The 23,536-nt window shown below is 65.0% G+C and carries 20 protein-coding genes; 10 read left to right on the top strand and 10 right to left on the bottom strand.

Features of this window, described 5'->3' with window-relative positions; all coding sequences use genetic code 11:
- Position 1: 1 nt before the first annotated feature.
- The 3 genes from ACFUCU_RS06775 to ACFUCU_RS06765 form a co-directional block, all read right to left on the bottom strand.
- On the bottom strand, positions 2–1,033 hold the full coding sequence (locus tag ACFUCU_RS06775; RefSeq protein ID WP_377971583.1) for an ABC transporter substrate-binding protein: 1,032 nt from the start codon (positions 1,031–1,033) through the stop codon (positions 2–4).
- Between the two features lie 41 nt (positions 1,034–1,074).
- A complete protein-coding gene (locus ACFUCU_RS06770; protein WP_377971581.1) occupies positions 1,075–1,686 on the bottom strand; it encodes an ABC transporter permease in 612 nt (203 codons plus the stop codon).
- Positions 1,687–2,141: 455 nt separating this feature from the next.
- Positions 2,142–3,263 (bottom strand): LacI family DNA-binding transcriptional regulator, encoded by a 1,122-nt coding sequence (locus ACFUCU_RS06765; RefSeq protein ID WP_377971579.1) that lies wholly within the window; start codon positions 3,261–3,263, stop codon positions 2,142–2,144.
- 177 nt (positions 3,264–3,440) lie between these two features.
- On the opposite strand from ACFUCU_RS06765, the gene ACFUCU_RS06760 reads away from it, so the two are divergent.
- The 4 genes from ACFUCU_RS06760 to ACFUCU_RS06745 all read left to right on the top strand — a co-directional run bounded on the left by ACFUCU_RS06760 (position 3,441) and on the right by ACFUCU_RS06745 (position 7,958).
- Positions 3,441–4,610 (top strand): Gfo/Idh/MocA family protein, encoded by a 1,170-nt coding sequence (locus tag ACFUCU_RS06760; protein ID WP_377971577.1) that lies wholly within the window; start codon positions 3,441–3,443, stop codon positions 4,608–4,610.
- A complete protein-coding gene (locus ACFUCU_RS06755) occupies positions 4,610–5,824 on the top strand; it encodes a dihydrodipicolinate synthase family protein (RefSeq protein WP_377971575.1) in 1,215 nt (404 codons plus the stop codon). Before ACFUCU_RS06760 ends, ACFUCU_RS06755 begins: the two co-directional genes overlap by 1 nt.
- Positions 5,821–6,678: a sugar phosphate isomerase/epimerase family protein gene (locus tag ACFUCU_RS06750; protein ID WP_377971574.1), complete on the top strand. Its 858-nt coding sequence runs from the start codon at positions 5,821–5,823 to the stop codon at positions 6,676–6,678. Before ACFUCU_RS06755 ends, ACFUCU_RS06750 begins: the two co-directional genes overlap by 4 nt.
- A 77-nt stretch (positions 6,679–6,755) precedes the next feature.
- Positions 6,756–7,958, top strand: a complete 1,203-nt coding sequence (locus ACFUCU_RS06745) for a glycerate kinase (RefSeq protein WP_377971572.1) — start codon at positions 6,756–6,758, stop codon at positions 7,956–7,958.
- A 186-nt stretch (positions 7,959–8,144) separates the two neighbouring features.
- On the opposite strand, the gene ACFUCU_RS06740 is transcribed toward ACFUCU_RS06745, so the two are convergent.
- Genes ACFUCU_RS06740 through ACFUCU_RS06725 form a run of 4 tightly spaced genes read right to left on the bottom strand, consistent with a single transcriptional unit; the run spans position 8,145 to position 13,348 of the window.
- Positions 8,145–9,260, bottom strand: coding sequence for an ABC transporter substrate-binding protein (locus ACFUCU_RS06740; RefSeq protein ID WP_290256296.1), 1,116 nt, complete (start codon positions 9,258–9,260; stop codon positions 8,145–8,147).
- A gap of 37 nt (positions 9,261–9,297) precedes the next feature.
- On the bottom strand, positions 9,298–11,073 hold the full coding sequence (locus tag ACFUCU_RS06735; RefSeq protein ID WP_377971570.1) for an ABC transporter permease: 1,776 nt from the start codon (positions 11,071–11,073) through the stop codon (positions 9,298–9,300).
- Positions 11,070–12,167 (bottom strand): ABC transporter ATP-binding protein, encoded by a 1,098-nt coding sequence (locus tag ACFUCU_RS06730; RefSeq protein WP_377971568.1) that lies wholly within the window; start codon positions 12,165–12,167, stop codon positions 11,070–11,072. The genes ACFUCU_RS06735 and ACFUCU_RS06730 overlap by 4 nt, the downstream gene beginning before the upstream one ends.
- 38 nt (positions 12,168–12,205) lie before the next feature.
- Positions 12,206–13,348 (bottom strand): PrpF domain-containing protein, encoded by a 1,143-nt coding sequence (locus tag ACFUCU_RS06725; protein ID WP_377971566.1) that lies wholly within the window; start codon positions 13,346–13,348, stop codon positions 12,206–12,208.
- Positions 13,349–13,660: 312 nt separating this feature from the next.
- Here ACFUCU_RS06725 and ACFUCU_RS06720 point away from each other — a divergent pair, with 312 nt between their 5' ends.
- The 3 genes from ACFUCU_RS06720 (at position 13,661) to tcuA (ending at position 16,501) form a co-directional block, all read left to right on the top strand.
- Positions 13,661–14,320, top strand: a complete 660-nt coding sequence (locus tag ACFUCU_RS06720; protein ID WP_290256300.1) for a GntR family transcriptional regulator — start codon at positions 13,661–13,663, stop codon at positions 14,318–14,320.
- Between the two features lie 75 nt (positions 14,321–14,395).
- Complete coding sequence (locus ACFUCU_RS06715; protein ID WP_290256301.1) at positions 14,396–14,818, top strand: universal stress protein; 423 nt, start codon at positions 14,396–14,398, stop codon at positions 14,816–14,818.
- A gap of 216 nt (positions 14,819–15,034) precedes the next feature.
- Positions 15,035–16,501 carry an FAD-dependent tricarballylate dehydrogenase TcuA gene (tcuA, locus tag ACFUCU_RS06710; protein WP_377971564.1) on the top strand — a complete coding sequence of 489 codons (1,467 nt, stop codon included), beginning with the start codon at positions 15,035–15,037 and terminating at the stop codon, positions 16,499–16,501.
- A gap of 25 nt (positions 16,502–16,526) precedes the next feature.
- On the opposite strand, the gene ACFUCU_RS06705 is transcribed toward tcuA, so the two are convergent.
- Positions 16,527–17,258: an alpha/beta fold hydrolase gene (locus ACFUCU_RS06705; RefSeq protein WP_377971562.1), complete on the bottom strand. Its 732-nt coding sequence runs from the start codon at positions 17,256–17,258 to the stop codon at positions 16,527–16,529.
- A 140-nt stretch (positions 17,259–17,398) separates the two neighbouring features.
- Between ACFUCU_RS06705 and ACFUCU_RS06700 the strand changes: the two genes are divergently transcribed.
- The 3 genes from ACFUCU_RS06700 to ACFUCU_RS06690 are packed head-to-tail and all read left to right on the top strand — an operon-like array spanning position 17,399 to position 18,585.
- The gene (locus ACFUCU_RS06700; protein WP_377971560.1) at positions 17,399–18,040 is read left to right on the top strand and encodes a GntR family transcriptional regulator; all 642 of its coding nucleotides are present in this window, start codon (positions 17,399–17,401) and stop codon (positions 18,038–18,040) included.
- A gap of 23 nt (positions 18,041–18,063) precedes the next feature.
- Positions 18,064–18,402, top strand: coding sequence for a hypothetical protein (locus ACFUCU_RS06695; protein ID WP_377971558.1), 339 nt, complete (start codon positions 18,064–18,066; stop codon positions 18,400–18,402).
- A gap of 18 nt (positions 18,403–18,420) precedes the next feature.
- Complete coding sequence (locus ACFUCU_RS06690) at positions 18,421–18,585, top strand: hypothetical protein (protein WP_377971556.1); 165 nt, start codon at positions 18,421–18,423, stop codon at positions 18,583–18,585.
- Between the two features lie 2,861 nt (positions 18,586–21,446).
- Here ACFUCU_RS06690 and ACFUCU_RS06685 read toward each other — a convergent pair.
- Together ACFUCU_RS06685 and ACFUCU_RS06680 are read right to left on the bottom strand one after the other, a co-directional pair.
- A complete protein-coding gene (locus ACFUCU_RS06685) occupies positions 21,447–22,151 on the bottom strand; it encodes a hypothetical protein (RefSeq protein WP_377971554.1) in 705 nt (234 codons plus the stop codon).
- A gap of 568 nt (positions 22,152–22,719) precedes the next feature.
- Positions 22,720–23,430, bottom strand: coding sequence for a TIGR02391 family protein (locus ACFUCU_RS06680; protein ID WP_377971552.1), 711 nt, complete (start codon positions 23,428–23,430; stop codon positions 22,720–22,722).
- Positions 23,431–23,536 lie beyond the last annotated feature (106 nt).

Below are 23,536 nucleotides of genomic sequence, written 5' to 3'. Positions count from 1 at the left end.
CCTACTTCGGCTGGTACTGGGAGTCGTAGTACTTGGCGACGTCGCCGGCGGAACCGAGCAGTCCGGCACCGTTGAGCGTCTTGATCGTTGCGTCCCAGTCGGCGGGATCGTTCACGCCCGGTTTCTTGTCCACCGTGGCGGTGGTGTGGAGCAGTTTGATGGTTTCCGTCCATTGGGCCAAGACAACCGAGGCCGGCGGAATTTGTGGGTCCTTTCCGTCCATCGCTTTGGCTGCGGCTTCCGGGTTCTTGACCGCGGCCTCGAAGGACTCCGACACGGCAGCCATCATTTGCGTGGCCAAATCCTTGTTCTTTGACAGGTACGACTCGGAGGAGATCAGACCGTTGGAGTAGAAGTTAACGCCAGCGTCGGCGTACCGCAGGTAGGTCATCTCCTTGCCGCTCTTATTGGCGATGGTCGGGCCCTGGTCGTGGGCGAACCCGATGAGCCCGTCAACCTTGTGCGACATGACGGCGGCTATCTTGCCCGCCGCATCCAGGTTCTGCTGCTTCACGTCTTCGGGGGCTAGGCCTGCGGCCTTCAGGAAGGCCGGGAACGTGACGGTGGGAGCGTCGCCGGCGGAAACGGCGATGGTCTTGCCCTTGAGGTCCGCCGCGGTCTTAATCCCGGAGTCGCTGAACACCTGGACCGCCGACGGGGTGGTCTGCAGGTAGACGCCCAGACTCTTGACCTTCACGCCCTTGTCGATGTTGGCCAACACGGCGGGCGTATCCGCCCAGCCGAAGTCCACTTGGCCCTGTCCCGTGGCCTGCACCGTTTTAGTGGATCCCTGCCCGGCCTTGATGGTGAGGTCGATGCCGTGCTTTTTGAAGATGCCCTGTTCCACGCCGTAGTAGAACGGGGCATGTTCGCCATATGGGTACCAGTTGAGCATGAGGGTGACGGGCTTGGCGTCTCCGCCGGCGCCGCCCGGCGCGTTGTTTGCCGCGCCGGCACCACCTCCACAGGCGGACAGTGCTAGTGCCGCGGCGGCGATGCCGGCGGTCAGAATCGATCTGCGAACAATTTTCATGTCGGGTCCTTAATGCTGGAGGCAAGCAATAGCTGGGCTGATTAGGAGGTAACGGTGGCGGAGCCGAGCCTGCGCCGCGAGGCGTGCCAGGGGATGAGGAACCATTCCGCGATCTGGATCAGGGCGAACAGGAGCACCCCGAGCAGCGACATGATGATGAGGGCGGCAAAAAGCATTGCGGTGTCGACGTTGCCGTTTGCCTGCAGAATCACGTAGCCGAGTCCTTCGTTGGCGCCCACAAACTCGCCGACGACGGCGCCGGTGACAGCCAGGGTGGCGGCGACTTTGAGGCCAGACAGCAGCTGCGGCAGGGATGCCGGGAGCCGGATCTTCCAGAAAGTCTTGAACGGGTTGGCGCCCATGGTGGAGGTCAGCTCCAAGATCTCCGGATCAACGGATTTCAGCCCTGCGACGCCGGAGATGACGATGGGGAAGAAGGCCATCAGGACGGCGACAACCACCTTGGGTTCCAGCCCGAAGCCGAGCCATACGACGAACAGCGGGGCGATGGCGATTTTGGGGATCACCTGTGCGAAGAGGATCAGGGGATACATGGTCTTTTCCAGGGAGCTGGAGTAGATCATCAGGACCGCCACCAGTTCACCGACGATGAAGGCGATAGCAAAGCCGAGTACCGTTTCAAGGGTGGTCACGCCGGTGTGCTGAAGGAGATAGGCCGCATGCTCTTGGGCCGTTTTTACTGTCTCTTGGGGGCTTGGGAGGATGAAGGGCGGCACAAGTTCCCGGGCGGTTACGAACCACCATGCGGCAAGGAGTACGACGACGAACAAGGCCGGCCGCCAGAGCTCGCCCAGCCACTTGACCGCGACCGCCGAGGCACTGCGAGGGGGTCGGGACTGACGCGTCGGCCGGCCTGATGACCCGGCGCTCCGCTGAGTCTCGTTAACAACGACTGTCATGCTGCTTCTCCGCATCATTGCTGGATTGAGGTCGTAAGGGAATGGCCATTCCGGATTTGGGAATGCGCTTTCCAATTCCGATAAAACTAGGGTGTCATGCATCACATGTCAACCCCGGTTCACTGCCGGGATGCCGTAGCGGCCGACAGGACCGGGCGCCCTGCGGGGCCAGGCGCCTGGCCGACCGCCTACTTCCGGGCCTTGGCCCGCGCGGCGGTGCTCCTACGCAACATGATCCGGCCGCCCACCGGGGATGAGGAGTCGGATTCGTTGTCCGACGCGGTTCCCGTGGAACCCATTGCGGCAAGCCGGCCGCACTCCTCCAGCGGAAGATGGACCGTAGTGAGCGCCGGGCGGAAGTCCCGCAGCGTCTCAATGTCGTCGAATCCCGCGATCAGTACGTCACGGGGAATCCGCAACCCCTTCGAGCGGAGCGCCGCTACCGCGCCAATTGCCATGACGTCGTTCACCGCGAAGATGCACGGGCGGGGACTGTCATTCGCTGCCGCGCCGATCGCAGCACCCGTTGCCGCACCGCTCCGCTGCCGGCCTTCCAGGATCCGCCGGGCCAGCGCGAGTCCCGCTTCGTAGCCACCGGCGCGATCGAAGCCAGTGCGCACGACTTCGGCCGGCGGCAGCCCGGCCGCGACCAGTCCGCGCTGAAAACCCCGGATCCGGTCGTCCGAGGTGAGCAAGCCCTCCGGGCCGCCCAGTACTACGAAGTTGCCGGCGCGCGCTAGCGCTAGTGCACGAGCCAGGTCTGCGGCGAGCTCCTCGTTCGGAACTGCCACCACGTGAAAACAGCCAACCTCCGTCGCATCGACGACGGGGTGTCCCATGACGCTAACCCGGCCGCCATTTCGGCAGTAGCGGTCCAGCTCCGCGGCCAGCTCGGCATTGGTCTCAGCGTCCTCCGGCCGGACGGAACGCGACCCGGCAATCACGATGGAGTCGGCGCGGCGGGCAGCGAAGGCCGCCACGGCCGCAAGCTCATCGGCGGGCGTTCCCTCGGTGGTCGCGAGCAGGACCATCTTGCGCTGCTCCCGAGCGGCGGCCTGCACGCCGCGGGCAATCGCGGCGAAGTAGGGGTCGGCGATGTCGTGCACGATCAGGCCGATCAGGCCGGAGCTGGCCTTCGCCAGCCCTTGCGCCTGGGCGTTGGGGACGTAGCCCAACGAAGCGGCCGCCTGCCGGACACGGTCTGCAATTTCCTGGCCCGGCTTCCGGTCTGAACCGTTGAGTACCCGGGAGGCTGTGGCGGGCGATACCCCGGCAAGTCGGGCCACCTCGGCGAGAGTGCTAGCGGTCACGGAAAGCTCCTGTCCTGACATCTTCGGCAGAGGGCTCAGACCTGCCCCTCCGCCTGACAGCTTACAAAATGCCGGAAAGCGCTTGCCATGACACTCCGCACACTGCATCATGAGTGCAGCGGGAATGCGCTTTCCCGATGTCGGGGCCACCCCGACCACACAACGTGAAGAGGACTCATGGGTTTCGAAACGAAGACGATCCGCATCGCCATGAACGGCATCACCGGCCGCATGGGCTACCGCCAGCACCTGCTGCGCTCCATCCTTCCGATCCGCGACGCCGGGGGCTTCACGCTCGAGGACGGCACCAAGGTACAGGTAGAGCCAATCCTGGTAGGGCGCAGCGAGGCGAAAATCCGGGAATTGGCCGAGCTGCACAAGGTCTCCGAATGGACCACGGACCTGGACGCGGTGATCAATGATCCCAGTGTCGACGTCGTCTTTGACGCTTCCATGACCAGTCTCAGGGCCGCGACGCTGAAGAAGGCGATGTCCGCCGGAAAGCACGTCTTTACCGAGAAGCCAACGGCGGAAACTCTGTCGGAGGCGATCGAGCTGGCCCGGATCGGCAAGGAGGCCGGGGTCACCGCCGGAGTTGTGCACGACAAGTTGTACCTACCGGGCCTGGTCAAACTACGCCGGCTCGTGGAGGAGGGCTTTTTCGGCCGGATCCTCTCGATTCGCGGCGAGTTCGGCTACTGGGTGTTCGAGGGTGACGTCCAGGCGGCCCAACGGCCATCCTGGAACTACCGCAAGGAGGACGGCGGCGGCATGACCACGGACATGTTCTGCCACTGGAACTACGTCCTGGAAAACATCATCGGAACGGTCAAGAGCGTCAACGCCAAGACTGCCACCCACATCCCGACCCGCTGGGACGAGGCGGGCAAAGAATACGCCGCCACAGCGGACGACGCCTCCTACGGCATGTTCGAACTTGAGACCCCGGACGGTGATCCGGTGATTGGCCAGATCAACTCCTCCTGGGCAGTCCGGGTCTACCGCGACGAACTTGTGGAGTTCCAGGTCGACGGCACGCACGGATCCGCCGTCGCCGGTCTCAACAAGTGCGTCGCCCAGCAGCGCGCCCACACGCCCAAGCCGGTGTGGAACCCGGACCTGCCGGTAACCGAATCCTTCCGCAGCCAGTGGCAGGACGTCCCCGCCAACGCCGAGCTGGACAATGGATTCAAGCTCCAGTGGGAGGAATTCCTGCGCGACGTCGTCGCCCGCCGCGAACACCGCTTCGGCCTACTCTCGGCCGCCCGCGGCGTCCAGCTCGCCGAACTGGGTCTCCAATCGAACGACGAACGCCGCACCATCGATATCCCGGAGATCACGCTCTGATGACGTCCCTGATTCTTCCCAACTACGACGGCGGCACCCGCGAATACAGCCTCGGTGACGCCCCCCGCTGGAACCGGCCCGCTGCGCCGCTCACCTCGCGTCGGGCCTACGCCGCGGCCCACGTCATTCCCGAAGTCACCGCCGACAACACCTCGGGAGCTCCGGCCCGGTTGGACTGGGATGCCACTCTGGCCTATCGGCACGAGCTGTGGTCCTACGGGCTTGGCGTGGCGGACGCCATGGACACCGCCCAGCGCGGCATGGGCCTGGACTGGGACGCCACCCAGCAGCTCATCAAACGAACCGGAGTCGAAGCTGCCTCCGTGGTCTCCTCCGGTGCCGCCGCCATTGCCGGCAAGACCGTCCGGGACCTCGTCGCGTGCGGCGCCGGGACCGACCAGCTGGATCTGGAAACCCTCCCCTCGGGTCCGGGCGGCCTTCAGGCCGTCCTTGACGCCTACCGCGAGCAAATCGCCGTCGTCACCGAAGCGGGGCCGAAGGTCATCCTCATGGCGTCGCGGGCGCTGGCCGCCGTGGCCGACGGACCCGATGACTACCTACACGTCTACTCCACCCTGTTGCAGGAGGCCGACCGCCCGGTCATTCTGCACTGGCTCGGCACCATGTTTGATCCGGCCCTCGCCGGCTACTGGGGCTCAGACGACGTCGCCGCGGCGACGGACACGTTTCTGTCCCTGATTCAGGCCCACGCGGACAAAGTCGATGGGGTCAAGGTCTCACTCTTGGACGCAGCCCACGAGGTCGCCCTGCGGGCCGCCCTGCCGGCAGGTGTGTGCCTCTATACCGGCGACGACTTCAACTATCCCGAACTGATCGACGGCGATGGCGCGCACCATTCGGACGCCCTGCTGGGCATCTTCGCCGCCATCTACCCGGCAGCGTCGGCAGCCCTGCAAAGCTACGATGCGGGTGATCCCGTTCGGGCGCGCGCCATCCTGGACTCCACGCGGGACTTGGGCAAGCACATCTTCAGTGCCCCGACCTTCTACTACAAGACCGGCATTGCCTTCCTGTCCTGGCTCAACGGCAGGCAGCCCGGCTTCCAGATGGTCGGCGGCTTGCACTCCGGCCGGTCCGTGGTGCACCTGGCCAGGACTTTCGAACTGGCAGACCGGGCCGGGTTGATCACCAACCCTGCCCTGGCCGCTTTCCGGATGTCAGACTTCCTACGGATCAACGGGGTGGGGGCATGAGCGATTTTCCCCGCGTCCCGGACTTTTCACGTCTGTCACTGAACAGCGCCACAACCAAGAAATGGACCCTCAGCGAGGCCGTCGACGGGTGCGTCCGCGCCGGGATCCCCGCCATCGGTCCGTGGCGGGACATCGTGCACGACGCCGGCCTGGATAAGGCCGCCCGCCTGATCAAGGATGCCGGCCTGCGCGTTTCCTCGCTGTGCCGGGGCGGGTTCCTCACCTCTCCGGACGCCGCCGGGCAGGCCTCGGCCCTGGCCGATAACCGGGCCGCCATCCTCGAAGCGGTTACCCTGGACACGCGGGAACTATTCCTGGTAGTCGGCGGTCTCGCACCTGGAGAGAGGGACGTTGTTGCCGCCCGCCAGCGCGTCGCCGACCGTCTCGATGACTTGGTACCGTTCGCCGTGGAGAATGGCATCCGGCTCGTGCTCGAACCCCTGCATCCGATGTACGCCGCGGACCGGGCACTGATCTCGACCTTGGGGCAGGCCCTGGACCTGGCCGCGCCCTACGACGCCAAGGCGGTAGGCGTCGCCGTCGACACCTTCCACGTCTGGTGGGACCCTGACTTGAAGACGCAGATCGAACGCGCAGGCCGGGAACAGCGGATCGCCTCATACCAGGTGTGCGACTTCAACCTACCGATCGCCGCGGACGCCCTGCTGTCCCGGGGCATGATGGGCGACGGCGTCATTGACTTCGCCACGATCGGCACGTGGATCCGGGACGCCGGCTACACCGGCGACATCGAGGTCGAGATCTTCAACCAGGACATCTGGGACGCCGCCGGAGACACGGTCCTGGCCGCCATGAAGGACCGCTACGCCGCACTCGTGCAGCCTTTCGCATAGGCGAGGCGTCATAGAGCACCCGGGGTAAGACCCAGGACGCCGATGGCAGCCGGAACGCAATGACAAGAGGACAGGCCATGCGCATTTTGATCGCACCCGACAAGTTCAAAGGTTCACTCACCGCGGGCCAAGCCGCCGCAGCCATGGCCGAGGGCGTCCTGCGAGTCTTTCCGAACGCTGCAATCTCCGAGTTGCCGTTGGCGGACGGCGGCGAGGGAACCCTGGAAGCAGCGTACAGCGCGGGGTACGAGGAGAAGGTTGCCCTGGTATCTGGGCCTACCGGAGAATCGGTCGCGGCCCGCTGGGCATTGCGGAGTGATGCCGTGGGCACCGTCAGCGCCGTCATCGAAACGGCCGAGGCATCAGGACTGCGTTACGTCCGGAAGTCTCCGCACTCTGCCTTGCGGGCGCATAGTTTTGGCTGCGGGCAGCTGATCCATGCGGCCCTCGACGCAGGTGCATCCGAAATCATCGTCGGGTTGGGCGGATCTGCCATGACAGACGGAGGCCTTGGAGCAATGATGGCCCTAGGCCTCCGGGCCCTGGATACCGATGGCAACGATGTGACGCTCGGCGGGGAGGCACTCGGAGCGGTGGCAGCGGTGGACGCTTCCAAAGTGGATCCGCGGCTAAGCCGGGTCCGCCTGCGCTTGGCTGTTGACGTCCGCAATCCCCTGCATGGGCCTAACGGTGCCGCGCACATTTTTGGGCCGCAAAAGGGTGCAGATCGAGCGGCCGTTGAACTCCTCGACGCCGGGCTGAGACAGTGGGCGGCTGCACTGACCGAGGCGGGTGGGGGAAGCACCGATGTTCCCGGGGCAGGCGCTGCGGGCGGATTCCCGGCGCCTTTCCTCGCCTTCACCAACGCCACCCTCGAAAGCGGATACGAACTGGTGGCTGCCATGACGGGATTGAACACGCGGCTGCCCGGGACCGACCTGGTTATAACGGGAGAAGGCTCCCTCGATCTTCAGTCGTTGGAGGGCAAAGCACCAATCGCCCTGGCCCAAGCTGCCGCGGAATGTGGAATCCCCGTGGCAGTGGTGGCCGGACGCATTTCGGTGACGACGGGGCAGTTGGCACATCACGGCGTAACCATGTCGGCCCAGCTACTAGATCTGGCTAGCGATACGCACGGTAAGCCTGATCCGGCAGATGCCATGGCGAACGCGAACTGGTACTTGGAAGTCGCGACACAACGGCTACTTACCAAGCTCGATGCATCCGGCCTCTGGCCGCTTCCTCAAAGGGGCCGCGAAGGCCTCCCCGCGGGACGATAGGCACTCCGTCGCCATTCTCTGGTCCGCCCCCGGCAGCGACTTCGAACGGGGGACAGCAAAACGGCACAAAGAAGCCGCAGCGGGGCGGCGCACGTTGCGAATAGGCGATGGTCCCGGTGACCATCATTCGCCGCCCCACTGCGGTTCGTAGCCCGGGCCCCCGTAGAGGCCCGGGCAGCTTGCGGGTTACTTGCTGTAGCCGAAGACCTTGTTCCACTTGGCCAGGTCGTCCTTGCCGAAGCTGATCGCATCGGTGTTGGCCATACGGTAGACCTTGCCGGAGTCGGCGGCCGGCAGCTTGATACCCATGATGGTGGGCGGCTCAACGTCGGTGCGGGCCGGGTATTCGCCCAGCTGTGCGAAAACCTTCTGGCCCTGCTTGGACAGGTTGTAGTTCATGAACACCTTGGCCGCCTCAACGTTCGTGGCGGACCCGGCCATACCCAGGTAGTAGTCGTACGCCACCAGGCCCTCGTCCGGGACGATGAACTTCACCGGAGCCTTGTCCTGCACGGCGGAGATGTTGGTGCCGCTGATGGTCACGGTTCCCACCGCCACCTCGCCGCGGGCCAGCGCGGTGGCCTCGGCGCCCAGGGAGTCGTAGATGGTGGGCTTCTGCGCGGCGTACTTGGCGAAGTAGTCGGCGCCCAGCTTCGATTCCATGAAGCGGTTCAGCGAGGCGGTGCTACCGCCGGAGCCACCCTGGACGATGCCCAGCTTGCCCTGCCACTTGCCGCTGACGGCGTCGTTCCAGGACTTCGGCGCGTCCGCTTCCTTGACCAGCTGGGTGTTGTAGCCCAGCGTGTAGACGGAGTTGAACATGCGGGTGAACTGCCCGCCGTCCACCGAGACGTCCTTGAACTGCGAGGCGCCCGGCACGTCGTAGGCCTTCCAGACCTTTGCGTCCTCCAGGGTCTTGGCGATCCGGTAGTCGGAGGTGCGGATGACGTCGGCGCCCAGCTTGCCGGCACCCTGTTCGGACTGGACGCGCTCGGCCAGCTTGTTCGGGGTCAGGCGGACCACGTTGACCTTAATACCGGTGTCCTTGGTGAAGGCGGCCACCAGGGCGCTCTCGGACGATTCGGTGTAGCCGGAGTACAGGCTCAGGGTCTGGGTCTTGGCCTTGTCATACGTGGCCTTGTCCGCGATGTTCTCGCCGTTGATCACCAGCCCGTCGTCGGTCTTGACCTCTGCCGTGGCGGTGACCACGCTGTTGCTTGCGGCGGCGCCGCCGCAGGCAGCCATGCTCAGGGAGAGGACGACGCCGAGGCCGAGCAGGGGGATTTTGGACGCTAACTTCATTGTTTAGACCCTTTCAAATGGTGTGGTGCGGGAAGAGTTACTTGGTCTCGAGCTTGCGGTCGGCGCCCACCTTCTGGGCGATCACCGCCAGCACCGCGATCACGACGATGTACAGGACGCTGACGGCCGCGGCCGACTGGCTCTGGCCGTTGTCGAAGTTGTCGAAAACCAGGATCGAGAGGATCCGGGTGTTCGAGGTGAACAGGAAGATCGAGGCGCTCAGTTCACGCATCGAGAGCATCAGGAACAGCAGGAATGAGGATGTGATGCCCACCCGCATCAGCGGCAGGGTCACGTTCACGATCGCCTTGGAGCGGCGGGCGCCGAGCATGACGGCGCTGTCTTCCAGGTCCTGGTCCATCTGCAGCATCGACGCCGAGATGCCCCGGTAGCCCTGCGGCAGGAACACGGCCACGCAGGCGATCGCCAGGATCAGGAGGGTGCCGTAGACCGGGACCGGCAGCAGCAGCCAGGTCCAGAGCAGGCCGATGCCCATGACGATCGCGGGGACCGCCAGCGGCGTCATGGCGATCAGTTCAATCAGCTGGCCGCCGCGGGTCTTGGTCCGGTAGCGGACGTAGGAGGCGATGAAGCTGAGCGTGGTGCCGGCGATCGCGGCCAGCAGTGCCACCATCACGCTGTTGCGCAGCGCCAGCTGGAAGTCGTGCGAGGCGAGGACGTCGGCCAGCTTGGCGAAGCTCATGGCCCCGGTCTCGAAGAGCTGGGAGATGGAGGCGACGAACGGGGTGGCCTGCATGGAGGCGGCCAGCAGCGCGAGCATCGGCAGGACGACGGCGACGGCGAAGTACGCCAGGGCAATGATGGTGAACGGCCAGCGCAGCTTCCGCAGCGGCACCTGGCGGGGCCGGTTGCCCTTGCCGGTGACGGTGGTGAACTTGCGCTTGTTGATGATGCGCTGCTGGATCACGGTGATGACCAGCAGGGCCGCGGTCAGGACGATCGCGATGCTGGCGGCCTGGTTGCTCTTGGCCGGCGTCGCGCTCATCAGGCGGTAGATGTAGGTGGGCAGGGTGTCGATGCCGGCGGGGTTGCCAATCACCTGCGCCACCGGGAAGTTCTCCATGGTCAGGGCGAACACCAGGATCGCCGAGCCCAGCACGGCCGGCAGGGCCAGCGGCAGGGTGACGGTGCGGAGCATGGTCTTCAGGGTGGCGCCGTGGACGGTGGCGGCCTCTTCGAGGTCGGCGTTCATCATCGACAGCGAGCTGTGCATCAGCAGGAACGCGTACGGGGCGTAGAAGATCCCGAGGACGAAGATCAGGCCCGGCAGGCTGTAGATGTTGATGACGAAGTCGATGCCGAGATCGCGGAGCAGGATGTTCAGGTAGCCGGCGCTCGGGGAGGACAGCAGGGACCAGGCCAGCGCACCCACCAGGGCGGGGATGAACATGGGGGCCATGCCGATGAAGAAGATGAACTTGCGCATCGGCGCGTCCGTGCGGGCGCAGACGAAGGCCAGGAACGCGCCGATCACCAGGGCGACGACGGCGGACCCGGCACCCACCATGAGCGAGTTGCCCAGCGCGCCCAGGGCCTCCGGGCTGGCCAGGAGCATCAGGTTGTCCAGGGTCAGGCCGCCCAGGGAGATATTGCCCGGCCGGGGCACGGCGTCGGAGAACGCGGCGAGCAGCACCAGGGCCAGCGGCAGGAGCACCAGGACGGCCAAGATCGCGATGATGATCATGGCGGGGGTGCTCTTGCGCAGGTTCCCGAGGGCCTTGGTGCCGCGGGAGGACGCCGGAACGGGGGAAGCCGCGACGGCGGGATCCGCCAGCGGGGTCTTGAGACTCATACCAGCACCTCCGCCGGGAGGATCTGGACCTGGGCGGGATCAATGCTGACCCAGACGGAGTCGCCCACCTCGTGCTGTTCGCCGCGCTTGATGGTGCCCAGCGCGTCCAGTTCCAGGCCGCCGTCGAGCTCCACGGCGTAGCGGACGTCGTTGCCCTGGAAGCCGGCCACCCGGACCTTGCCCTTCCAGGCGTTGGCGGCCGAGGTGGGCTGGGCGGACAGCTGCAGGTCCTCGGCGCGCATGCAGACCTTCATCTGCTGGGGGGCCGGGGCGGCGCGCTGGGCGGAGTGGATGGTGAGGCCGTGGTCGGTCACCTTGGCGGTGGCGGAGCCGTCCGGGGCGGGCACCGACTCGCAGTCCATGACGTTGGAGACGCCGAGGAAGTGCGCGATCGAGGCGCTGGCGGGGGTCTCGTACATCTCGCGGGGGCCGCCGATCTGGACGATCTTTCCGCCCTGCAGCAGCGCGATCCGGTCCGCCAGGGCGAAGGCCTCATGCTGGTCATGGGTGACGTAGACGCAGGTCAGGCCCAGACGGAGCTGGATTTCACGGAGCTCCACGCGGAGCCGGTCACGGAGCCGGGCGTCCAGGTTGGACAGCGGCTCGTCGAGCATCAGGACGCTGGGGCGCATCACCAGGCTGCGGGCCAGGGCCACGCGCTGCATCTGCCCGCCGCTAAGGAGGCTGGCACCCCGGTCGGCGAACTTCTCCAGGCCCACCAGGGTCAGGACCTCCATCACCCGGTCCCGGGTTTCGGACTTGGAGAGCTTCTGCAGCTTCAGGGAGTAGGCCACGTTCTGGAAGACGGTCATGTGCGGCCAGACGGCGTAGGACTGGAAGACCATGCCCACGTTGCGCTTGTTCGGCGGCAGGTTGATGCCCTTTTCCGAGTCGAACACCACGACGTCGTCGATGATGATCCGGCCGGAGCTGGGCTCCTCCAGCCCGGCCAGGCAGCGCATGGTGCTGGTCTTGCCGCAGCCGGACTGGCCCAGCAGGACCAGGGCCTCGCCGTCGCCGATCTCGAGGTTGAGGTTTTCGATGGCGACGAAGTCACCGTATTTGAGCTGCAGATTCTGGATGCTGATTTTCATGACACGTCCTTGTGAATGGTGGTTTGCCTGCCGCCCGGTCAGTCGCCGGGGACGAGCACGGTTCCTTCGCTGATGACCCGGGCCGACCGCTGGAAGGCGACCTTGCTGGGAACGGGCGCGTCCAGGGCTGTCCTGGTGGCGCCGTTGAGGAGGTGGATCGCCAGGGTGTCCCCGCCGTCGTTTGCGCTTTCGGCGTCGCCGGAGTTACCGGAGGTGCCGACGGCGGCGTTGGCGACGATGGAGCCGGCGCGTCCGGAGGCGGCGGCGATCGCGACGGCGCTGGTGAGTCCGATGGCCGGGTGCAGGGCGCCCATCGAGATCATCCGCGCGGAGACGCCGGTCTCCCCTGCCGGCGGCGGGCCCACGATGCCCACCTTCGGGATGGAGGTCAGGTGGCTGGGGATGCCCATGACCTTGGCGGCGGCGGCCCGCAGCTCCGGCGCCAGGGCCACCAGTTCCTCCAGCTCTTCCGCGTCTTCACTGCCGGTGAAGCCGAAGTCCCGCGGATCGAAGATCGCCGCCGGGGCGCCGGCGTCGATCAGCGTGGCGTGGAAGGTGCGGCCCTGGACGGTGACCTCGTCGACGGCGTGGCCGGTGGGCATTTCCGTCTCGAAGCTGGTCCAGCTGCTGCTCTCGAAGATGATGTCCACAGGGACGCCCGGATAGTACTGGCCCGGGATCTGGCGCGAGCCGTAGGTGGGGACCTCGCCGCCGGGGGTGGGGACCTCGCAGACCAGGCTCAACCCGGTGACCGTGTTGACGATCGTGACCCGGGAGACGCCGTCGGCTGGCGGCACCAGCCGGGCGTGGAGCGCGTACAGGCCCAGGCCGGTGGCGCAGTTGCCGCAGTTGCTGTCCCATTCCACGGAGGGCGTATCGATGGCCACCTGCGCGAAGCGGTAGTTCACCACGCCGTCCGCCGAGCCGAGATCGTCCACGATGATCGCCTTGCTGGTGGTGGAGGACGCGCCGCCGACGCCGTCGATCTGGCGGAGGTCCGGGGAGCCGAAGGTACGGATCAACAGGCGTTCGATGTCCGCGGTGTCCGCCGGCAGGTCACTCTGGCGGAAGATCCAGCACTTGCTCGTCCCGCCGCGGACCAGAGCGGCCGGGACCTGAATGACTGACGTTCGCGGGGAGTCCGATTCCCCCAGTTGGACCGTGCCGGTGGGGCTGGTCATGGTGTCTCCTCAATGGTGCCTGCGTACCGTCGTTGGTACCGGTCGATCTTTGAAGCACTTTCGGTACAGTTTTAAGAAACTGTCCTCGCTTTCGGTCGAATGTATACCGTTTGAAAGAAGCGAGCAACAAAAATGTGTGTTGGCACACACCCGTTACCGAAATGTGACGGCCGTCTCGCTGTCATCCGGGCTTGCTGTTCACGAAAAGGGCCAGCTGTATACCGTGTGTTAAAATGGCCTTCGACTGTATGGTGAGTTGCATCAGGCCCGCCTGATGTTCACACCGTTGCTGCCACGAGGAAGAGACCAGCGATGAGCAATCCGGCCCTGATGAGCCCGTACCTGATGATCCGCAACGCGATCATTGCCCAGGAGCTCCCGCCCAAGGCCCAGCTGGTGGAGACCGCCCTGGCCAAGAAGTACAACGTCTCCCGCACCCCCATCCGCGAGGCCCTGCGCCGCCTGGAAACCGAGGGCCTGGTGGAGCGGATCGGCTCGCGCATGCAGGTCCGGGAGTACCGGCCCGAGGAGATGCTGGACCTGTACGAGGTGCGCTCCTTCCTGGAGGAGGCCGCGGCGAAGACCGCCGCGCTGCGCCACACGGACATGGACCTCATGCTGATCGAGCGCGCGCACCAGAGCATGGTGGACCTGAAGTTTGAGGAGGCCACCGCGGCGCAGCTGGCGGCCGTGAACCGCACCTTCCACGAGCGCATCTGGGCCGCGAGCCACAGCGCTGCCCTCCTGGATCTGCTGGACCGGATCCTGGTCCACTTCATCCGCTACCCCGGCACCACACTGGCCACGCCGGCGCGCTGGAGCCAGGTGCTGAAGGAACACGAGGAACTCGTCGCCGCCATCCGGGACCGGGACGCCGAACGCGCCGGCAAGATCGCCAGCGCCCACCTGGAAGTGGCCAAGAACATCCGCATCGAGATGTACATCGACGCCCAGGAGATCCCTGCGCCGTAAGACCCACGCACGTCACCCGGTGCCCGCGGGGCACCGGGAGCACAGCCATGAGGAACTAACGAAGGAGATCGACCAGTGTCAGGCATTGTCATCGTCGGCGTCGACGGATCAGAAACAGCCATGAAGGCAGCGCGCACCGCGGCGGACCTGGCCCAAGCCATGGGCGCCACACTCAACGTGGTCACCGCGTACGCCAGCGACAAGACCGAGGTGGTGGAGATCGCGGGCGAGGACTGGACCGTCTCCGACTCGGAGCAGGCCCACAAGGTGGCCCAGCGCGTGGCGGCCCTGCTCGGCGCCTCCGGCGTCAGCACCACCTACACCGCGGCGCGCGGCAAGCCGCACGAGGTGCTTATCAGCGAGGCCGAGCGCCTCGAGGCGAAGGTGATCGTGGTGGGCAACCGGCGCATGCAGGGCCTGGGCCGCGTCCTGGGCAGCGTGGCCAACACGGTGGCCCACAACGCGCCGTGCGACGTCTACATCGCCAAGACGAACTAGAGCAACGCCAACTAGAACCGACCAAGCGCGCCCCTCACGGGCGCAGCGCATCAAGCAGGGAGTCCGGCCGGACTGGAGAAATCCAGACCGCGGCCGGGCTCCCTGCTGCGTTCCGTGCTTCTAACGCCGCTCCCCCGCAACACTTTGGACCACCTCTTGTCGGATTGCATTCTGTTGTATACATTCGTATTCAACATCGACTGAGGAGCTTAGACAATGGTGGAGAACATAGACGTTCTGGTGGTGGGCGGCGGCAACGCCGGGTTTACGGCGGCGCTGGCGGCGGCGGAGAACGGCCGCTCGGTGCTGCTGCTGGAGAAGGCGGACAAGGACCGCGCCGGCGGCAACAGCTACTACACGGCCGGCGCCACCCGCATCCCGCACGGCGGGCTGGAAGACCTGGCCGACGTCGTCGAACCCGACGAGCGGCACGCCGTCACCGAGGTGCCGCCGTACACGCAGGAGGACTACCTCGCGGACCTGGCGAAGGTCTCCGGCGGCCGGAACGATCCGGAGCTGTCCCGGGTGCTGGTGGAGGAGAGCCACGGGACGCTGCGCTGGCTGCAGCGGCAGGGACTGAAGTACCGGCTCATGTATGAGCGCCAGGCGTACAGCCAGCCGGACGGGTCGTACCTGTTCTGGGGCGGCCTGCACATCGGCAACGTCGGCGGCGGCAAGGGCCTCATGGCGGACCACGCGTCGGCAGCCGTACGCGCCGGCGTCAGCGTCCGCTACGGCCACGCCGTCACCGAATTGATCGTCGAGGACGGGCGCGTGGCCGGCGTGCGGTTCCACGACGCCGACGGCGGCACCGGGGAGGTACGGGCGGAGTCCGTGATCCTGGCCTCGGGCGGCTTCGAGGCGAATCCGGAGATGCGGCAGCGCTACCTGGGCGAGGGCTGGCAGAACGCGAAGGTCCGCGGCACCCCGGGGAACACCGGCGAGATGATCCGCGCCGCCCTGGACGCGGGCGCGGCGCAGGGCGGCGACTGGTCCACCTGCCACAGCGTCGCCTGGGACGCGGGATTCGCGGAGAACGAGAGCAACTACCAGCTGACCAACCAGCTCACCCGCGGCGGCTACCCGCTGGGGATCGTGGTGAACCGGAACGGCGCGCGGTTCGTGGACGAGGGCGCGGACTTCCGCAACTACACCTACGCCCGCTACGGCCGGGACATCCTGCAGCAACCCGGCGCCGTGGCGTACCAGCTCTTCGACGCCACCACCCGGCCCATGCTCCGCGCCGAGGAGTACCAGATGCCCGGCGTCTCGGTGATCGAGGCCGATGACCTGGCCACCCTGGCCGAGCGGGCGGGCATCGACCCGGCCGGGCTGGAGCACACGGTGGCGGAGTTCAACGCCGGCCTCGACACCGGCCGGTCCTTCGACCCGAACGTCAAGGACGGGCGCGCCGCCGCCGTGGTCCCGCCCAAGAGTAACTGGGCGCTGGCGCTGGAGACGGCCCCCTTCTACGCCTTCCCCGTCACCTGCGGCGTGACGTTCACGTTCGGCGGGCTGAAGACGGACACCTTCGGCCGGGTTTTGGATAACGACGGCGCGCCCATCCCGGGCCTGCTGGCCTGCGGCGAGGCCCTCGGCGGCCTCTTCAGCGGCAACTACCCGGGCGGCAGCGGGCTGGCGGCCGGCGCGGTGTTCGGCCGGCGGGCCGGGTCCGTCGCCTAAGTTCTCTCCGGCTCCATGTGCTTCCTTACCCGTCGACGACGGCGTGGAGGGCGGCGGCGGTTCCCGCGGGGTCCGTGAGCATGGCGCAGTGGTCCCCGCCCATGGTGAGCAGCCGGGTGGCGGCCGGCAGGTTGGAGAGGGACATCCGCATCCGCCGCTCGGTGTTCTGCCGGTCCTCCTCGGGCCAGATGTAGGTCACGGGGATGCCGTCCAGGGCGCCGGCGGGCAGGGTCCATGGTTCGAAGAGCGGCCCGGCGGGCTGCGGCGTGAGGCGGGAGCGGATCGCCTCGATCCTTTGGTCTTCCGGGTCCAGCGAGGAGAGCCAGCGGGAGGCCACCACCTCGGCGGGGACCACGTAGCTGCCGTCCCCGCGCTCGGCGGCCTCCCGCTCGTAGGTCTCGCGGATGGCGGGGTCCAGGGTGTCCGCCCAGGACTGGCCGGGTTTCCGGGCCTGGGCGCTGAAGTAGACCAAGTGCCGGACTTTGTCCGGGCGCTGCAGGGCCGCGGCGGCGATTGGGTACCCGGCCATGCTGTGCCCGGCGAGGACCACGGGTTCCGGGGCGGCGTCCAGGCGCTCGACGACGGCGGCCACGTAGTCCGCGACTGTCACGGAGCCCCGCGGGGTGGCGTCCTCTCCGTGGCCGGGGAGGTCGAAGGCGGCGGCCTCCGTGCCGAGGGCGGTGAGTTCGGCGATGGTGTCCTCCCAGCACCACGCGCCAAGCATGCTTCCGTGGACCAGCAGGATTTCGGCGGGCATGGTCGCTCCTTCGGTGGGGCTGGGTGCGGCCGCCTGGGCTCCGGCGCCACGATTGAATGCAAATGTATACTGCAGGCTGGGTGATGGGAACCCGGATGATCACCTCCGGACGTCCGGTCCGGGCCCGGCTAGGAGCGTGCATGGTGTTGGAGAAGTCCGTCTACAGCCGCCTGCGGGAGGACATCCTGAGCTCGGCGATCACGCCGGAGGAGACCCTCACCGAGGTCAAACTGACGGAGCGGTACGGCGCTTCACGCACGCCCGTCCGCGAGGCACTGCAACGGCTGGAGCAGGACGGGCTGCTCGAGCGCCGCGGCAAGATCCTGGCCGTCCGGACCCACACGGCCGAGGAGATCGTGGATATCTACGAGTCGCGGATCGTGCTCGAAGAGGCGGCGGCGGCCAAGGCGGCGCGGAAGCGGACGGACCTGGACGTCCGGCTGCTGCGGGCCAAGTACCAAAGCATGCGGGCGCTGGATCCGGCCGATGGGCCGGCGCTGGCCGAGGCGAACCGGGAGTTCCATGGCCTGATCTGGACCGCGGCGCACAGCCCGTCGCTGATGCGGCTGCTGACCGGCCTGGATCAGCAGGTCCGCCGCTATACCCTGACCACCCTCACCCACCCGGGTCGCTGGGACGCGGTACTGGCCGATTACGAGGCCCTGGTTGCCACCATCGAAGCCGGCGACGCGACCACAGCCGGCGACATCGCCGCCCGCCACATGACCGAGGCACTCGAGATCCGCCTGCAGATGTACGCCGAGGACCCGCATCGGTTGTAGGGGCTTTTAAGCCGTGGCTGCGTATGTGCGAACGCGCCGCCTACCTGCTCAGTGAATCGCTGGGCTGGAGCTTCGTCCCGCCGACGGTGATCCGCGAGGACGCGCCCCTGGGCGTCGGGTCGCTGCAGTGGTTTGTCCGGTGCGACTTCCAGAAGCACTACTTCACCCTGTTCGAGGACGCCCCCGAATCCCACACCGAGCTTGCCCGGATCGCCCTGTTCGACTTCGTCGCCACCAACACCGACCGCAAGAGCGGCCACGTCCTCCGCGGCGACGACGGCCGCATCTTCGGGCATCGACCACGGGCCGTGCTTCTCAGCAGCCTTCAAGCTCCGCATCGTGATCTGGGATTTCGCCGGTGACCCCATTTCGAGCCCTTTTTGGCGGACATCGCCCCGCTTGCCGAGGCCGACCCCGCCGAGATGGCGAAACTTCTGGAGGCCGACGAGGTCACCGCACCGCAGCGCCGAGGTCAGCGGATGATGCTCGCCGGGTCCATGCCGGTAGACCGCACCGGCATGCGGTACCCCCGGCCGCTGGTATAGCCAGCCTGAATGCCGACAGTGGACCTTTTACCCACCGGCATAGGTTGATGTTTGGTTTTCCCCCAAGCTCTCACCCCGCCCACGCTACCAATGGCTTAGCACCTACCGCTGGGGTGGCCCCCACCGGCCGGACCACGGCGACCATGAACGCCAGCTGGCAATTCAACCCCCACGCCTTCGTCACCGATAAGGGACCTGTTCGTCAATCTTCCGCCGACCGGGCGAACTACATGTTCAGCGAGTTCACTCCAGTAGTTGCGTTAGCTTAGGTCCCTCAGGTAGGCGGACCGACTCCAAGCTAATGTCGCCTAAGGCGGCAAGATCCAACGGGGACACGCTATCCACCAGTTGCGCATGAGCAATGCGGTCCAAGACAGCACCAACAAGCGGTGCTGATGTCCTTAGTGCCACCTCAAGAGTGCCCGCATTAGCGGCGCCTCCATGGACGACCATGTTCCGGTTTCTGTACATACGACGGAATGCATGATTAACCTGGGTCCGGACGTCTCCCAGGGTCCCGGCCGCGTCGGCAAGTAGCCCTAACATCCTCTCTTGCGCTGCCGCATCGCTGGCCGCGGGTAAGTGAAGCCTGTGGCCAGCATCGAAATGCGCCAAGACGATATCACAGCGTTCCTTGTTGCCAGCTGCGTTGCGAATCATTGTTTCCACTGCAGTCCTATCCGGGACACCAGTGATGCCGGCGCCAGAAGGCTTCAGAGCTTGGGCATATTGGCCAGCGTGGCTCTGGTGGGCAGGCTTGCGGTTGTGTGCGTGCGCCAAGCTGGTCAACTCTGCCCTCGGCCACGAGCAGGCCGCCAGTGACGCAGCCCGGGAAGCGACAATGACGCCTCTCCCATCCTTGGAATCTTGAGGATCCCCTGGCGAAAAGAGCAGCGACTCAAGGGCCGACCAACCGCTAGCGAGGGCGGGTCCAGCAGAGCTGCTGTTGTTTAGGGACGCCGCAAGCTCAAGAGCATCGTCAAGTGACGTAGACGTCACACCAACATCATGCACCTTGAATTCTGAGACGAGAGAGCGCACGTAAGTGCCCCTGTGGGGTTGTGTCAACGGGTATTCTCGCGCCACCGACTCAGTCGGAGAGCGCACCCAGACATTTCCCGACGGGGACATTCTCTTATACCTGGGAGCATAGCTAGCTCGGGCGATTAGACGGTCGACGATCCCAGCGGCTGTCCGGGCTGCCGCATATGGATCCTTGGCCTCAATCGTGTACTTGAACCCGCCTACCTGTCTGACACCGTTCTTAGGGTTGGGGCTACCGCCCGCCAGCCACTTGCTCACGTCTGGAGCCGAAAGCCACCGCTCGTGCGCCTCTGCTACTGGCATGTTTGGCATGACTGCGAACGGAATTACCGCCTCAAACGAATATATACCTTGAGTTCGCAGCACTTCTGCATCGTGAAAAACTTCTTCCAATCGACTACCTGCGCTGATATGCCTTCCTATCCAAGAGTGGAGGAATGGCATGCTAAGTCCCGAATCAAGGAGGAGACCTGCGATTGCCCGAGCCGTACGCTCTGCGCCGGGGAAATTTTCCAGATCAACAGCCTTCAACCACCTACCCAAGTAATGCTTCTCTGCCTGCAAAGTCAGCTGCTGCAGAGTACGCCAATGCCTGCTGTCATACGGCACTGAGGACGCGAGTTCTACTGTGAACTTCTTCTTCATTTCACGTCCGCCAAGGCCGTGATCACGGCCGACGATTCTTTCAAGCTCTTTGGCTAGCCAAGAAACAGCCCCCGGACTCAGCACATTCTGGCTCTGCCAGTAAGACGCGTCTAGAAGTTCCTTGAGGGCCGATAAGGTACCAGCATCCCAAAGCCGTCTTTGCCAGGGCGCCGTCTCAAAGAAGAAATCCTGCAACCGCACTGCAACGTGGGTTGCGAACCAGGCCTGGCCGATTACACCTTGAGAATTGGCCGGCCTGGAGACAAGGGGGGCGGCCGTGGCCGAAAAGTTGCTCATTGCGTCCATGATGCCTTACAGTGGTGTCATCGCTTCGGCGATCCAGAGTCTAAAGTACGGGAGTCGCCCTCAGGGGCCACTCCCTACTTCTTTTAAGTCGGCAACCCCTGATCTCCGCCGCCGGCGTCAGGCTTATTTGTCGGCATCCTAATCTGCGGTACGAAGAACGCCCGCGTAGACAAGGTCTTCAGCGGAGCTCTCAAAGCTCGACTACTTCCGTTACTAAAGCGCCGATAATGGAGGTTCTGTCAAGCTGGGGCACGGAGTAGCGGGGGAGCTGCCAACTCACTGATCAGCGTCAGGCCCAGCATCGGGAAGGCGTCCTCGAACACACCACTGTCACTGCGCAACGCCTCGGGCTTGGAGTGCCTCAGCATAGGACTGATGCACGGGTCGCATGGCCGTTCGAAGATTGCCCAGAGCCTCACCTCGTCGCAACGCCGGGACGCAAAGGTAACCCCCTCGAGGCCTGTTCCCTCGTAGAAGCAGCCGGCGACCGTCTGGGTCAGTTCGCGTGGCCGGACACCCTAAGGGTTGCGGCGTCCAGGTCCAGAAGACCGAGCCGCGGTGCCATGCCTACGAAGTGCGGATTAAGGACAGGGATGAATCAGGTGTTCGTCACGGCGCAGTAGATGCCGGTCAATTCGGGTTACGTCACTGCACGCGTGTCAAGTCATTCCGGGGCACCCGCCCGCACTTCACCGTTGGGTGCAGCGCATCATCATCGTCGGCCTAAACGATCGCGTGAGGTTCCGTGGCCAGGTTGGCATCGCGGCGGAAGCAGCCCAGTACTTTGAGCCAGCTTGCCTCACGCTGGAGCCGGCGTACACGGCCCGAAAGTTTCCGCGGATTCTAAACCCAGCTGTAGCGCCTTGCTATGAGTCGGCCTTCAGAAGTCGTTGCCTCTCACGTTGCTCGCGCTGCCGAAGTTTTTCAACACCCTGCCATTCTTCTTCGACGCGGCCGAGGTCCTCTACCGGCACAAACCCTGGTATTCCAGCGTATCGCTCATGGCCGTGATGAACCTCCCAAAGGTTGCCCGGAGAAGGAGTGAGCAACCCGAACTGCACTCCGGAGTTGCGCCACTCGACCGAAAGGTTCGGATCATACAAGTTGCCGATCGTTCTGATCTCGCCGTACACCATCTCCAGCGGTCGGCGACCTTGCCTCCCTTTTGGAGGCCCGGACTCGACCCTCTTTCGGGCTCGGTCTTTTATCTCCTCGTCGGCCAATCTGCTGAGTTCATTCCTACCGACAAGCTTTTTTCCAATCCAAGTTCTGACCCACCTCAGCGCTCTGCCAATTGGGAGCCAAATGATTTCTTGCCACCGTCTCAGGAAGAAGGTGAATACAAGTGCCATACTTGTCACAAGTGCGGCCCAAGCAGCTACGACCTGAAGGGCCATAGTCCCCTGCTGCTCCGCGCTCAACGATTTCCACACACCCTTTTCAGCGAAGAATTGGCTGTGTTCAAATAACAGAGCAGCGACCCCGGCCTGAAATGTAAACGGAGCGACGAGGAGCGTGCCGTAGAGCACGAGGTCTCGTTTGATGCTGGGCTGAGTTACGAAGTCCTTCAATGGCACCGTCAAAGCATATAGGGGCGGGACACAGAGTCCGGGCGTGAGGTCTTTAGAGCGAAGCAATAAGACGGGGACCCGTGTAGCCGGTGGCAACATCAAAGATGGTTGATACCCGTCGGAGGTTCCGGAACAGGCTGAGCATTACGCCGGCAGATGGGTGTTGTTCTCTCTCAGTAGATGGGTACGTTCGACCCACAATGCTGACAGTTCCAAGTCCCAGCTCCGGAACTCGACGGCAAGGCTTACGAGTTTCGCGGACCGCGGTTCTGAGCAGACCTCCGTGGGGGGACATTGCACGCGAGGCCGGCATCGGACGCAAGAGCCTGGACCGCTACTTTCCCAGCAAAGCCGAAGCCGTCTGGGGCGGCATGGAGCCGGATCGGGGCCGCAGTACGGGTTCTGGATTTGCTGATCCCTGACGGTTAGAAGGTCATCATTGTCTAGTCGCTGATGCTTTCCCTCAGCTACCGATGTCTGAGGCAATGCTCGCAGTCCCGACGGATTACGAGTCCCTGCTCGCCCAAATGCGAAGCCGACTCTGCCGAGGGAAATTAGTGGCCCTCGCCTACCCTCCGACGAGCTCAGTTTCCTCTGCCCAGCGTGCACAGACCGAAAGCACAGCGAGGTACTCCAGTGCTTGCTGCTCGGTCCATTCCTCGTCTTCATGTGCGGATATGTTGCGAATTCCGGCGTAGGCTCCCTGCGCCAACAGGTGAAGCCCCTCCTGCCGTGACCGCCAAGTGTCCTCAGCCTTGTCACCTGGAAAGTGGAGCCTTACCCGGTCAGCGGTTGGCAATGACGGGCTGAACACGTCCTGCACGAGCCTGCGATCGCTCAGTTTCGACGTGGCTCGCGCTTTGATGTGTGTGGCCAGTGCTAGCGATGCCTGGCCGATGGCCACGCGATACTGGCCCGTGCCCCATATGACGGCTGCTGACTGCCAGACAACGGGATGCAGGGTGTCGGCAGCAAGTCGCGGCGCCGTTGGGGTCATTCGCATCTCGACTTCTTCAAGGTCGCGGACCGCCCCCAAAGCTCTGCGTACTCGTTGTTCTCCGTTCGAGGATCCGCTGTATGAGGGAGGCAGCAGCTTTTCCGTGTCAGACGGGTCGATCCAGCGGACGATTTGCTCTATCGTGTGCAGCATCAGTTCTGCCTGCTGATTGAAGCTTGTCGCACGATCGTTCCACATCTCTCCTCGCGGGACAGCGTTGCGGACCGCCTCGCACAATTGCAGATATTCCTCAAGCTTTTTCTCGGCCCAGACTAAATCCATGAGACAAGAATATGCGTAAGGAAGACAAGGCTGGCCAGCCCCCAGCAGCGTGCTCACGGGAGCGCCATGACCACGGCCACCAGCTCCCAGAAAATTCTGTCAACAA

Origin of the sequence: Arthrobacter sp. NPDC057259, from assembly GCF_042668995.1 — a bacterium.
GTDB lineage: Bacteria > Actinomycetota > Actinomycetes > Actinomycetales > Micrococcaceae > Arthrobacter.
This window is presented reverse-complemented; position numbering and strand designations above follow the sequence as displayed.

Excerpts from the sequence above, each read along its gene's own strand:
- ACFUCU_RS06775 (WP_377971583.1), bottom strand. The coding sequence starts at position 1,033 with ATGAAAATTGTTCGCAGATCGATTCTGACCGCCGGCATCGCCGCCGCG.
- ACFUCU_RS06760 (WP_377971577.1), top strand. The coding sequence starts at position 3,441 with ATGGGTTTCGAAACGAAGACGATCCGCATCGCCATGAACGGCATCACC.
- ACFUCU_RS06755 (WP_377971575.1), top strand. The coding sequence starts at position 4,610 with ATGACGTCCCTGATTCTTCCCAACTACGACGGCGGCACCCGCGAATAC.
- ACFUCU_RS06750 (WP_377971574.1), top strand. The coding sequence starts at position 5,821 with ATGAGCGATTTTCCCCGCGTCCCGGACTTTTCACGTCTGTCACTGAAC.
- ACFUCU_RS06745 (WP_377971572.1), top strand. The coding sequence starts at position 6,756 with ATGCGCATTTTGATCGCACCCGACAAGTTCAAAGGTTCACTCACCGCG.
- ACFUCU_RS06740 (WP_290256296.1), bottom strand. The coding sequence starts at position 9,260 with ATGAAGTTAGCGTCCAAAATCCCCCTGCTCGGCCTCGGCGTCGTCCTC.
- ACFUCU_RS06735 (WP_377971570.1), bottom strand. The coding sequence starts at position 11,073 with ATGAGTCTCAAGACCCCGCTGGCGGATCCCGCCGTCGCGGCTTCCCCC.
- ACFUCU_RS06730 (WP_377971568.1), bottom strand. The coding sequence starts at position 12,167 with ATGAAAATCAGCATCCAGAATCTGCAGCTCAAATACGGTGACTTCGTC.
- ACFUCU_RS06725 (WP_377971566.1), bottom strand. The coding sequence starts at position 13,348 with ATGACCAGCCCCACCGGCACGGTCCAACTGGGGGAATCGGACTCCCCG.
- ACFUCU_RS06720 (WP_290256300.1), top strand. The coding sequence starts at position 13,661 with ATGAGCAATCCGGCCCTGATGAGCCCGTACCTGATGATCCGCAACGCG.
- tcuA (WP_377971564.1), top strand. The coding sequence starts at position 15,035 with ATGGTGGAGAACATAGACGTTCTGGTGGTGGGCGGCGGCAACGCCGGG.
- ACFUCU_RS06705 (WP_377971562.1), bottom strand. The coding sequence starts at position 17,258 with ATGCCCGCCGAAATCCTGCTGGTCCACGGAAGCATGCTTGGCGCGTGG.
- ACFUCU_RS06700 (WP_377971560.1), top strand. The coding sequence starts at position 17,399 with ATGGTGTTGGAGAAGTCCGTCTACAGCCGCCTGCGGGAGGACATCCTG.
- ACFUCU_RS06695 (WP_377971558.1), top strand. The coding sequence starts at position 18,064 with ATGTGCGAACGCGCCGCCTACCTGCTCAGTGAATCGCTGGGCTGGAGC.
- ACFUCU_RS06680 (WP_377971552.1), bottom strand. The coding sequence starts at position 23,430 with ATGGATTTAGTCTGGGCCGAGAAAAAGCTTGAGGAATATCTGCAATTG.